Origin of the sequence: Streptomyces natalensis ATCC 27448, from assembly GCF_000935125.1 — a bacterium.
GTDB lineage: Bacteria > Actinomycetota > Actinomycetes > Streptomycetales > Streptomycetaceae > Streptomyces > Streptomyces natalensis.
In genome coordinates, this window is record NZ_JRKI01000017.1 from 82,084 (window position 1) to 94,277 (window position 12,194).

General features: G+C 68.9%; 8 protein-coding genes. 4 read left to right on the forward strand and 4 right to left on the reverse strand.

Going from position 1 to position 12,194, the window contains the following annotated elements; translation table 11 throughout:
• The first annotated feature begins 126 nt into the window (after window positions 1-126).
• Both SNA_RS11545 and SNA_RS11550 read left to right on the forward strand, forming a co-directional pair.
• Window positions 127-1,098: a RecB family exonuclease gene (locus SNA_RS11545; RefSeq protein ID WP_241779613.1), complete on the forward strand. Its 972-nt coding sequence runs from the start codon at window positions 127-129 to the stop codon at window positions 1,096-1,098.
• A 30-nt stretch (window positions 1,099-1,128) separates the two neighbouring features.
• Window positions 1,129-1,800 (forward strand): response regulator, encoded by a 672-nt coding sequence (locus SNA_RS11550; RefSeq protein ID WP_044364678.1) that lies wholly within the window; start codon window positions 1,129-1,131, stop codon window positions 1,798-1,800.
• Between the two features lie 131 nt (window positions 1,801-1,931).
• Here the strand turns inward: SNA_RS11550 and SNA_RS11555 are convergent, their stop codons facing one another.
• From SNA_RS11555 to metH, 4 genes are all read right to left on the reverse strand, one after another.
• A complete protein-coding gene (locus SNA_RS11555) occupies window positions 1,932-3,533 on the reverse strand; it encodes an ABC transporter substrate-binding protein (protein ID WP_030066687.1) in 1,602 nt (533 codons plus the stop codon).
• A gap of 133 nt (window positions 3,534-3,666) precedes the next feature.
• Window positions 3,667-5,274, reverse strand: a complete 1,608-nt coding sequence (locus SNA_RS11560; RefSeq protein ID WP_030066686.1) for an ABC transporter substrate-binding protein — start codon at window positions 5,272-5,274, stop codon at window positions 3,667-3,669.
• A 327-nt stretch (window positions 5,275-5,601) separates the two neighbouring features.
• A complete protein-coding gene (locus tag SNA_RS11565) occupies window positions 5,602-6,402 on the reverse strand; it encodes an HAD family hydrolase (protein ID WP_078969847.1) in 801 nt (266 codons plus the stop codon).
• Window positions 6,403-6,631: 229 nt separating this feature from the next.
• The gene (gene metH, locus SNA_RS11570; RefSeq protein WP_044364681.1) at window positions 6,632-10,141 is read right to left on the reverse strand and encodes a methionine synthase; all 3,510 of its coding nucleotides are present in this window, start codon (window positions 10,139-10,141) and stop codon (window positions 6,632-6,634) included.
• 238 nt (window positions 10,142-10,379) lie between these two features.
• On the opposite strand from metH, the gene SNA_RS11575 reads away from it, so the two are divergent.
• Both SNA_RS11575 and SNA_RS11580 read left to right on the forward strand, forming a co-directional pair.
• The gene (locus SNA_RS11575; protein ID WP_030066683.1) at window positions 10,380-11,144 is read left to right on the forward strand and encodes an IclR family transcriptional regulator; all 765 of its coding nucleotides are present in this window, start codon (window positions 10,380-10,382) and stop codon (window positions 11,142-11,144) included.
• A gap of 227 nt (window positions 11,145-11,371) precedes the next feature.
• Window positions 11,372-12,157, forward strand: coding sequence for an MIP/aquaporin family protein (locus tag SNA_RS11580; RefSeq protein WP_030066682.1), 786 nt, complete (start codon window positions 11,372-11,374; stop codon window positions 12,155-12,157).
• Window positions 12,158-12,194: the final 37 nt, after the last annotated feature.

Consider the following 12,194-nt stretch of genomic DNA (forward strand, 5'->3'; position numbering starts at 1 on the left):
CGATCATGCAGGGCAAAGGGGTCTGACGTCGATGGTATGCGGAGCGTTCGGGCCGTATCCGCTGTGGGTGTCCCGGTCTTGGCCGCTCGTACGCCGTTGTCAGTGGCGGGCCGTAGGGTCTGGGGCATGGGAATGAGCAGCGAGAGGGCCGAGGCGGCCAGGCAGGACGGTCACAGCGCGCAGCTCACCGCGGGCGGGCCCGGGGCCCCGCGCGTGGCGCCGGAGGCGGAGCGGGCGGCAGGCGGGGCGCAGCCGCCGGTGGCGCTGTCGCCGTCGCGGGCGAGCGATTTCCAGCAGTGCCCGCTGCTGTACCGCTTCCGGGTGATCGACAAGCTGCCGGAGAAGCCGAGCGCCGCGGCGACCCGGGGCACGGTGGTGCATGCGGTGCTGGAGCGGCTCTTCGACGCGCCGGCGGCGGAGCGTACGGCTCCGGGGGCGCGGGCGATGGTGCCGGGCGAATGGGAGAGGCTGCTGGCCAAGCGGCCGGAGCTGGCGGAGCTGTTCGCGGACGATGCGGACGGCGAGCGGCTGGCGGCGTGGCTGGCGGAGGCCGAGGCGCTGGTGGAGCGGTGGTTCTCGCTGGAGGACCCGACGCGGCTGGAGCCCGCCGAGCGCGAGCTGTACGTGGAGACGGTGCTGGAGTCCGGGTTGCAGCTGCGCGGCTTCATCGACCGGGTCGACATCGCGCCGACGGGCGAGGTGCGGATCGTCGACTACAAGACGGGCAAGGCGCCGCGGCCGCAGTTCGCCGAGGGTGCGCTGTTCCAGATGAAGTTCTATGCGCTGGTGGTGTGGCGGCGCAGCGGTGCGGTGCCGCGGCGGCTTCAGCTGGTGTATCTGGGCAGCGGCGATGTGGTGACGTACGACCCGACCGAGGCCGATCTGCGGGGTGTGGAGCGGAAGTTGCTGGCGCTGTGGGACGCGATCCAGCTGGCGACGCGGACGGGCGACTGGCGGCCGCGGCCGACCAAACTGTGCGGCTGGTGCGACCACCAGGCGCACTGTCCGGAATTCGGCGGCACTCCCCCGGTGTATCCGCTCCAGGTGCGCCCGGCGGACGCCGGAGGGGAGCCGCAGGGCAGAATGGAGGCGATCTAGGCCCAGTTTGGGCGGAACGAAGGAGAGCTCGTGGCCATCCGCGTCCTGCTGGTCGACGACCAGCCCCTGCTGCGTACGGGATTCCGGATGATTCTGGAGGCCGAGCAGGACTTGGCGGTCGTCGGCGAGGCCGGTGACGGTTTGCAGGCGCTGGAACAGGTCCGTGCGCTCCAGCCCGATGTGGTGCTGATGGACATCCGGATGCCCCGGATGGACGGCGTCGAGGCGACCCGGCAGATCACCGGCCCGGCGAAGGACGGTCCGGCGAAGGTGCTGGTGCTGACGACGTTCGATCTGGACGAGTACGTCGTCGAGGCGCTGCGGGCCGGGGCCAGCGGGTTTCTGCTCAAGGACGCACCGGCCAATGAGCTGGTGCAGGCGATCCGTGTGGTGGCCGCGGGCGAGGCGATGCTGGCGCCGAGCATCACCCGGCGGCTGCTGGACAAGTACGCCGGGCATCTGCCCTCGGGCGAGGAGTCGGTGCCGGACACCCTGCACACCCTCGCCGAGCGCGAGGTGGAGGTGCTGAAGCTGGTGGCGCGCGGGCTGTCGAATGCGGAGATCGCCGCGGATCTGTTCGTCAGCGAGACGACGGTCAAAACGCATGTGGGGCATGTGCTGACGAAGCTGGGGCTGCGCGACCGGGTGCAGGCGGCGGTGTACGCGTACGAGAGCGGGCTGGTGCGCCCCGGCGCGCAGTAGCCGAGCGGCTCGGCCGTGCGGCGGTGAGCGGCGGGGCGCCCGCGGTGGCGTCCGGTGTGACATGCAGGCCGGTGTGACATGCAGGAGGGCGGGGCCGGTGCGGCCCCGCCCTTCGTGCCGTACGGGCCCGGTCAGCTGTCGTCGGTGGCCTTGCTGATCTCCCAGAAGCGGAAGACGGTCGAGGAGTCCAGCGTCCATTCCAGGCCGGAGACCCCGTCGCGGGCGATAGCGTACTGCTTGCCCTGCCACAGCGGGATGACCGGCAGATCGTGGGCGACGATGTCCTGGACCTGGCGGAAGGCGTCCTTGGTGGCGCTGCGGTCGGGCTGGTCGGAGGTCTTGGGCAGGAGCCGGCCGGCGATGTCCGGCGAGCTGTAGTGGTTGTCCAGCACGCTGTTCTTGCCGAAGAACGGCTGGGTGAAGTTGTCCGGGTCCGGGTAGTCGGGGATCCAGCCCTTGACGTAGACGCCGAAGCGGCCGTCGGCCATGCCCTGCTCGTACTCCTTGGTGGGCACGCTGCGCACCTTGGCGTCGAACAGGCCGCCGGCGTTGAGCTGTTGGGCGATTTCCCGGACGGCGGGGACGGTGCCCTGGCCGTAGCGGTCGGGGGTGGCCCACAGGGTGAGCGGGACCTTGCCCTTGACGCCGGCGGCGCGCAGGGCAGCGGCCGCCTTGTCGGGCTGCGGCCGGTCGCCGTAGGTGTTGAAGAAGGAAGTGGTGTGGCCGGTGATGCCCGCGGGGACGACGGAGTACAGCGGTTCGGCGGTGTGCCGGTAGACGTCGCGGACGAGCGTGGAGCGGTCCAGGAGGTAGGCGATGGCCTTGCGGACGCCGAGCTTGCCGGCGACGGGGTCCTTGAGGTTGAAGACCAGGTGCATGATCTCGGCGCTGCTGCCCTCGACGACCTGGGTGCCGTGCTGCTGCTGGAGCGAGGCGTCGGAGAGCGCGGCGGTGTCCTGCATGCTCAGCCCGCGGTAGGCCACGTCGACGCTGCCGCCGCGGACGGCCTTCTTGAGCGTGGCGGGGCTGCTGAAGAACTTCAGCGTCATGCCGGAGTTCTTGGTCTGGGCGGGGCCCTTGTAGGAGGGGTTGACGTGGAAGACGGCCTTGTCGGAGCCGTAGCTGTTCAGGGTGTAGACGCCGGAGCCGACGGCCTTGCCGTCGGTGCGCAGCTTGTCGGCCGGGTAGGCGGTGTGGTCGACGATCGAGCCGGCGCCGGAGGCGATCTTCATGGGGAAGGTCGCGTCGGGCGTCTTGAGGCGGAAGACGACCGTCCTGGCGTCAGGGGTGTCGACCCCGTCGAGGGCGGAGAGCATCACGCCGGGGCCGTTGCTGTCCTTGATGCGCAGGATGCGGTCGAAGGAGAATTTGACGTCCTTCGAGGTCAGCTTGTCACCGTTGCTGAAGGTGAGGCCCTTTTTGAGGGTGCAGCGGTAGACCTTGCTGTGGCTGTCGGTGAACGTGCAGCTCTCGGCGGCCTCCGGCTGGGGGTTGGTGCCGCCCTTGGGGAAGCTCAGCAGTGACTGGAAGACGTTGTTGAACAGCAGCCAGGAGCCCGGGTCATAGCCGCCGGCGGGGTCGGTGGCGACGACCTTCTCGGTCGTGCCCATGACGACTGGCGCGCCGTGGCCCGCCGTTCCCGAGTCGTCGGTGCTGCATCCCGCGAGCGCCAGCAGGGCTGTCGCGAGCCCTGCTCCGATCGGGGCGGCCAGCCGCTGGTCACGCTGCCTCACTGGGTGGTTCCTCACAGTCGGTGTCGCATTGGTGCGGTGTCGCAGAGGTGCGGTGGTGCAAGGGGCGGTGGTGCAAGGGGCGGTCGCGGCCGGTCCGTCGCGGCCGCCCCGGTGTCGTACGGGCGGTGCCGGGTCAGTCCGCGACGCCGCGGCCCAGCTCCCAGATCTGCAGCGCCGAGGAGGAGTTGAGCGCCCACTCCACACCGGTGACGTCGTCGCGGGCGGCGACATAGGTCTTGCCCTGCCACAGCGGCAGCATCGGGACGTCCTCGGCGAGGATGTCCTGTGCCTGCTTGAAGCCCGCCGCGGCCGCGTTGCGGTCGGTCTCCTGGCGGGTGGCGGGGATCAGCTGCGACTCGATCTTGGCGTTGCGGTAAGGGGTGTTGAGGAAGTTCCCCTTGCCGATGAACGGCGCGATGTAGTTGTCCGCGTCCGGGATGTCGGCGAACCAGCCCATCCCGTAGGCGCTGAACTTCCCGGCCCGGGAGTCGGCCCGGTACTGCTGCCAGCTGTCGACGCCCTTGATGGCGACGTCGAACAGGCCGCTGTCGTTGAGCTGCTTTTGCAGCGTACGGATCTCCTTGGCGGTGCTGGAGCCGTAGTGGTTCGTGGTGAACGCGAGGGTGAACTTCACCGGGGTGGTGATGTTCGCCTGCTGCAAGGTCTTGCGGGCGGCGGCGACGCTGGGGTCGCCGTACTTGTTGAAGAACGAGTTGGTGTGGCCGGTCAGGCCGGTGGGGACGATCGAGTAGAGCGGGTCGCCGGTGTAGGAGTAGACGTCACGCACCAGCTGCGAGCGGTCGACGATCTGCGCAATCGCCTGCCGCACGGCCTTGTTGGAGACCTTGGAATCCTTGGTGTTGAAGGCGAGGTAGCGGATCTCCTGGCCGGGCATCTCCTGGAGCGTGAGGTGCTTGTCGCGGGCGTTTTGCAGGCCCTTGATCTGGTCCGGCGACAGGCCGCGGTTCATCACATCGATATCGCCCTTGCCCAGCGCCTTCTCCATGAGCTCGGAGTCGTCGAAGAAGCGCATCTCGACCTTGTCGTTCCGGACCGTGATACCCCCCTTGTAGTCGGGGTTCTTGGTGAAGACGGCCTGGGTGATGCGGCCCCCGCTGTGCTCGGCCTTGAGGGTGTACGGGCCGGATCCCATCAGGTCGAAGCCGGTGTAGAGGTGGTCCTTGGGGTACACCTCGGGGTCGACGATGGCCGCGGCAGGGGTGGCAAGCTTTTGCGGGAAGGTTGCGTCGGGCTTCTTCAGGTGGAAGACGACCTCGGTGCCGCTGAGCGTCTCGACCTTGTCGATGTCGTCGAGCAGCGACACGGGGCCGCTGGTGTTGTTGATGCGGAGCATCCGGTCGATGGAGAACTTGACGTCCTGCGCGGTCAGCGCATGGCCGTTGGAGAACTTCAGCCCCTTGCGCAGGGTGCAGCGGTACTGCTCGTTCTGCGTGTCGACGAACCCGCACGACTCCGCCGCCTCGGGCACCGGGGCGGTACCGGTCCGGGGCAGCCGCATCAGCGTCTGGAGCGTGCCGCGCAGCATGTTCCAGGCGTCGACGTCGTAGGCCTGCGCCGGGTCGAGGGGGGCGGGCGCCGCTTTGGTGGCCTCGATCTGTGAGGCGACCCCGACGACGATCGGCGCTCCGCCGTCGCCCGCTCCGTCCGAGCTACCGCAGGCAGCGAGTACGGGGGTGATCAGACCGGCCACGACCGGCAGCACCAAGGTCTTGCGGTTCATCGTCGGCAGGTTCCTTATCAGCGCAGAGGTGTTGCTCGCGACGACATTAGTAGGAATGGTCAGCCGGTCCGGGACACAACGGAGTTGAATCAATGAAGGGCCGGGATGAGTGCGACGGCGTGACCGATATCCGGACGGCGGAACGATTCGCACGTTGCCCCACCAATCCGGACACTTACCCCCGCAGAAAACCCCACACAGACCCCCTGGAACAGCTCTTACCCCAACTGTCGACGCCGCGGCACGTGAGAAACGTCACGCATCCCGCCGTCGGCGGTTCCGTAGGAATTCGGCCGCCGCATTCCCCGCGGATTCATCACGGATTCGTCACGGAAAATAAGCGCGCCGCTCCCCTGAGTTCCCGGCCTTATCCCGGCGGCCACGGTCGGTACGCTCGGTGGCGGATTCCTTTGCTTTCCGTGAGGGCCGCGGGCTTTCCGTGATGAGCGCGCGCAGAAATGCCAGATCGATGTCTTTCAGCGAGCCCACGACCGTACGGCCGGGACCTGGCGGAATCGGTGTCACCGACGGCACCGCGACGACCCGGCAGCCCGCGGCCTCCCCCGCCGTCACCCCGGTCAGGGTGTCCTCGACCACGGCGCAGTACGCCGGGTCGACGCCCAGCCGGGCGGCGGCCAGCAGATACGGGTCGGGGTGCGGTTTGGTGCGCTCCAGCTCGTCGCCGGCCAGCGTCAGATCGAAGTTCTCCCGGCCCAGCCAGTGCAGCATCGAGTCGATGATGCTGCGGTGCGAGGCGGAGACCAGGGCGGTCGGCACCTGGTGGGACCGCAGCTCGGCCAGCAGTCGGCGCGCGCCCGGCATCAGCGGGACCCCGCTGGCGATCCGGGCGGCGAAGCGGGCGTTGAGCAGCCCGCTCAGCTCGGCGAGGCCGATCCGGGCGCCGGTGGCCTCGATGAGATAGCCGGCACTGCGGGTCATCGGCCCGCCGACGACGACCTCCCGGTGACCGTCGTGCAGGATGTGGCCCAGTTCGGCGAAGACCTCGGCCTCGGCCTCCCACCAGAAGCCCTCGGTGTCGACGAGGGTGCCGTCCAGGTCGAGGAAGACGGCCTGGAGGGTGGCGGGCTCGGCCGTGCGGGTGCCGACTACGGGGATGCTGCTGGTCATCCATCCACCTCCGTGGGGGACGTCCCCGAAGGGACGAAAGGGCCGGTCGCCGCCCCCGGTGGGGGGCTGCGACCGGCCTCTACCGGACCGACAAGTGTACGACGCCGCGGCCGGAAGTGCGCGGTGTGGCGGAAGGAAGCGGATGGAAGTCCTCCGGGAACGGCCCCGGGGCGGCCCCCGGCCCCCCCGCCGCCACAGCCACAGCCACAGCCACAGCCGCGCTACCGCGCTACCGCGCGTTGAAGTACTTCGCCTCCGGGTGGTGGATGACGATGGCGTCGGTGGACTGCTCGGGGTGCAGCTGGAACTCCTCGGAGAGCTGGACGCCGATCCGTTCCGGCTGGAGCAGGTCCGCGATCTTGGCGCGGTCCTCCAGATCGGGGCAGGCGCCGTAGCCCAGCGAGAAGCGCGCACCGCGGTACTTCAGCGCGAACATGTCCTCGACGTCGGCCGGGTCCTCGCCGGCGAAGCCCAGCTCCGAGCGGACCCGGGCGTGCCAGTACTCGGCCAGTGCTTCGGCCAACTGGACGGACAGGCCGTGCAGTTCGAGGTAGTCGCGGTAGGAGTTGGCCTCGAAGAGCTTGGCCGTCTCCGTGCCGATCTTCGAGCCGACGGTGACGACCTGGAGGCCGACGACATCGGGCTCGCCGGACTCCTCCGGGCGGAAGAAGTCCGCCAGGCACAGCCGGCGGCCGCGGCGCTGGCGCGGGAAGGTGAAGCGGGTGCGTTCGGTGCCGTCCTCGTTGAGCAGGATGAGGTCGTCGCCCTTGGAGTGGCAGGGGAAGTAGCCGTGCACCACCGCGGCTTCCAGCAGGTTCTCGGTCTGGAGCTTGTCCAGCCAGCCGCGCAGCCGGGGGCGGCCCTCGGTCTCCACCAACTCCTCGTAGGTGGGGCCCTCGCCCGTACGGGCCTGCTTGAGGCCCCACTGGCCCTTGAAGAGCGCACCCTCGTCCAGCCAGGAGGCGTAGTCGGCGAGCTGGATGCCCTTGACGACGCGGGTGCCCCAGAACGGCGGGGTGGGGACGGGATTGTCGGTGGCGACGTCGGAGCGCACCGAGCCCTCGGGCTCGGCGACCTCCAGGACGGGGGTGTCCTTCTTGGCCACGCGGCGCTGCTTGAGCTCGGGCAGCGCCGCGCCGGGCACGCCGCGCTTGACGGCGATGAGGGCGTCCATCAGGCGCAGGCCCTCGAAGGCGTCCCGGGCGTAGCGGACTTCGCCCTCGTAGATCTCGTGGAGGTCCTGCTCGACATAGGCGCGGGTGAGGGCCGCGCCGCCGAGGATGACGGGGAAGTCGGCGGCCATCTTGCGCTGGTTGAGCTCTTCCAGGTTCTCCTTCATGATCACGGTGGACTTGACCAGGAGCCCGGACATGCCGATGACGTCGGCCCGGTGTTCCTCGGCGGCTTCCAGGATCGCGGAGACCGGCTGCTTGATGCCGAGGTTGACGACGTTGTAGCCGTTGTTGGACAGGATGATGTCGACGAGGTTCTTGCCGATGTCGTGGACGTCGCCGCGGACGGTGGCGAGCACGATGGTGCCCTTGCCCTCCGCGTCCGACTTCTCCATGTGCGGCTCCAGATAGGCCACCGCGGACTTCATGACCTCGGCGGACTGGAGGACGAACGGCAGCTGCATCTGGCCGGAGCCGAACAGCTCGCCGACGACCTTCATGCCCTCCAGGAGGGTGTCGTTGACGATCTCCAGCGCGGGGCGCTCGGCCAGCGCCGTGTCCAGGTCGGCCTCCAGGCCGTTCTTCTCGCCGTCGATGATGCGGCGCTTGAGGCGCTCCTCCAGCGGCAGGGCGAGCAGTTCCTCGGCCTTGCCGGCCTTCATCGACTTCATGTTGACGCCCTCGAACAGCGCCATCAGCTTCTGGAGGGGGTCATAGCCTTCGGCGCGCCGGTCGTAGACCAGATCGAGGGCGGCCTTGACCTGCTCCTCCTCCAGGCGCGCGATCGGCAGGATCTTGGAGGCGTGCACGATCGCCGAGTCCAGACCAGCCTTCACGCACTCGTCGAGGAAGACGGAGTTGAGGACGACGCGGGCGGCCGGGTTGAGGCCGAAGGAGATGTTGGACAGGCCCAGCGTGGTCTGCACGTCCGGATGGCGGTGCTTCAGCTCGCGGATCGCCTCGATGGTGGCGATGCCGTCGCCCCGGGACTCCTCCTGGCCCGTGCAGATGGTGAAGGTCAGGCAGTCGATGAGGATGTCCGACTCGTGGATGCCCCAGTTCGTCGTCAGGTCCTCGATGAGGCGCTCGGCGATAGCGACCTTGTGCTCGACGGTGCGGGCCTGGCCCTCCTCGTCGATGGTCAGCGCGATCAGCGCGGCACCGTGCTCCTTGGCCAGCGTCGTGACCTTCGCAAAACGCGACTCGGGGCCGTCGCCGTCCTCGTAGTTGACGGAATTGATCACCGCGCGCCCGCCGAGCTTCTCCAGCCCCGCCTGGATCACCGGGACCTCGGTGGAGTCCAGCACGATGGGCAGGGTGGAGGCGGTGGCGAAGCGGCCCGCCAGCTCCTGCATATCGGCGACGCCGTCCCGGCCGACGTAGTCCACGCACAGGTCGAGCATGTGCGCGCCCTCGCGGATCTGGTCGCGGGCCATCTCCACACAGTCGTCCCAGCGGGCATCCAGCATGGCCTCGCGGAACTTCTTCGAACCGTTGGCGTTGGTGCGCTCACCGATCGCCATGTACGAGGTGACCTGACGGAACGGCACGGTCTGGTAGAGGGAGGCGGCGCCGGGCTCGGGGCGCGGGGCACGCTGCGGCGGCTGCATGTCACGCACGCGCTCGACGACCTGACGCAGATGCTCGGGCGTGGAACCACAGCAGCCACCGACCAGGGAGAGGCCGTAGCTGTTGATGAAGTTCTCCTGCGCGTCCGCCATCTCCGGCGGGGTCAGCGGGAAGTGCGCGCCGTCCTTGGTCAGGACCGGCAGGCCGGCGTTCGGCATGCACATCAGCGGCGTCTGCGAGTGCTGGGCGAGATAGCGCAGGTGCTCACTCATCTCGGCCGGGCCCGTCGAACAGTTCAGGCCGATCAGGTCGATGCCCAGCGGCTCCAGGGCGGTCAGCGCCGCGCCGATCTCCGAGCCGAGCAGCATGACGCCGGTGGTCTCGAAGGCAAGGGAGCAGATCAGCGGTACGGAAACGCCGAGGGCGTCCATCGCCCGGCGGGCGCCGATCAGGCTGGACTTGGTCTGGAGCAGGTCCTGGGTGGTCTCGACGATCAGCGCGTCGGCGCCGCCGGCGAGCAGGCCCTCGGCGTTCTGCTGGTAGCCGTCGCGGATCGTGGCGTAGTCGATGTGGCCGAGCGAGGGCAGCTTGGTACCGGGGCCGATCGAGCCGAGCACCCAGCGCTGCCGGCCGTCCTTCGCGGCGAACTCGTCGGCGACCTCGCGGGCGATCCGGGCTCCGGCCTCGGACAGCTCCACGATCCGGTCGGCGATCTCGTACTCGCTGGAAGCGGTGTAGTTGGAGCCGAAGGTGTTGGTCTCGACGCAGTCCACACCGACGGCGTAGTACTCCTCGTGGACCGAGCGGACGATGTCGGGGCGGGTGACGTTGAGGATCTCGTTGCAGCCCTCCAGCTGCTGAAAGTCCTCGAGAGTGGGGTCCTGCGCCTGCAGCATCGTCCCCATCGCGCCGTCGGCGACCACCACGCGCGAGGCGAGGGCCTCACGCAGTGATTCGGCTCGGGACGGGCTGGTGGACGATGGCGTGTACGAGGCCATGGAGATGCTCCCTGGTTGCGACGGCTGTCGGCTTTGCGTCCTCCCTGAGAGGGCGCACCCGGCCAGCGTAGCTGCCGGTCCCGTACAGGGGTTCCCCATTCCACGCCGTGGACAGCGGGGCCGGGTGGGGGGTCCCTGGACTATTCATGATCATTGGCAGACCCTGTCTTCTGCCCATGAGTCGGCATGGACCGATATCGTTTGGCATTGTCGAACCACATACCTCGGAGGTTGCCCGATGGCTCGCACCATCCAGTCGCTGGAGCGAGCGGCCGCAATGCTGCGGCTGCTCGCAGGAGGGGAGCGGCGACTGGGGCTCTCCGACATCTCCTCGTCGCTGGGGCTGGCCAAGGGCACCGCCCACGGAATACTGCGCACGCTCCAGCAGGAGGGCTTCGTCGAACAGGACGCGGTCTCGGGCCGCTACCAGTTGGGCGCGGAGCTGCTGCGCCTGGGCAACAGCTATCTGGACGTGCACGAGCTGCGCGCCCGCGCCCTGGTGTGGACCGACGATCTGGCCCGGTCCAGCGGGGAGGCGGTCTATCTGGGCGTGCTGCACCAGCAGGGCGTCCTGATCGTGCACCACGTCTTCCGGCCCGACGACAGCCGGCAGGTGCTGGAGGTCGGGGCGATGCATCCGCTGCACTGCACGGCGCTGGGCAAGGTGCTCTCGGCGTACGACCCGGTGGCGCACAGCGAGGCCGCGGAGGCGGAGCGGCAGGCACTCACCCCGCGCACGGTGACGGACCTGGCCGACTTCGAGAAGCTGCTGGACCTGGCCCGTGCGCGCGGCTGGGCCGCGGACGTGGAGGAGACCTGGGACGGCGTCGCCTCGGTGGCCGCGCCGATCCATGACCGGCGGCGGATGCCGGTTGGTGCGGTGGGTGTCACAGGGGCCGTCGAGCGGGTCTGCCGGGAGGGTGAACTGCGGCCGGAAATCATCGCTGCGGTGAGGGATTGTGCACGCGCGGTGTCAAGGGATCTTGGCGCAGGACGCTTTTGACCGAAACGCACCGCTTTGTTCACGTAATTATTTCGCCACGGAAGTCTTGACGGGGTCCTTACGGTGAACAAAACTGCCGTTCGTCGGTCGGCATTGTCGAACACCTAACGACAATATTCGCTATGGTGGGCGCTGCCGCCGGTCGACCACCGCCCTCTCGGAGGGCGCGGACCACCGGAGGGACCCGGGGTTCGCCTTCCCCTGGACGAAGGACAAAGGAGTCGCCGGTGTCCAGCTCCGACATCTTCCTCAGCGAAACAATCGGTACTGCCGTACTGCTCTTGATGGGTGGTGGCGTCTGCGCCGCCGTCACGTTCAAGCGCTCCAAGGCACACAACGCCGGATGGGTGGCCATCGCCTTCGGGTGGGGCTTCGCCGTCCTGACGGGCGCGTACATCGCCGCGAAGTCCGGCGCCCACCTCAACCCCGCGGTCACCGTCGCCGTAGCCATCACCGGCGGCATCAAGTGGAGCCAGGCGCCCGTCTACTTCGCGGGCGAAATGCTCGGCGCCATGATCGGCGCCGTCCTGGTCTACCTCGCGTACTACGGACAGTTCCGGGCGCATCTGACCGACCCCGAGGTGCTGGCGGACCACTCCAGCGAAGAGGGCCTGGTCGACCCGAAGGCCGCGCCCAAGGCCGGCCCGGTGCTCGGCATCTTCTCCACCGGCCCGGAGATCCGGAACACGGTGCAGAACCTCGTCACGGAGATCATCGCCACCATCGTGCTCGTGCTGGCGATCCTCTGCCTCGGCCTGACCAAGGGCATCGCCCTCTCCGGCATCGGTGTGCTGCTCGTGGCCCTGGTGGTCACCGGCATCGGTCTGTCGCTCGGCGGCCCGACCGGATACGCCATCAACCCGGTCCGCGACCTCGGTCCGCGCATCGTGCACGCACTGCTGCCGCTGCCGAACAAGGGCGGTTCAGACTGGGGCTACGCCTGGATCCCGGTCGTCGGCCCGCTCATCGGCGGAGCCATCGCCGGTGGCATCTACCAGGTGGCGTTCGCATAAGCCGCCTGACCGCCCCGACTCCGCCCGCACAGACTTC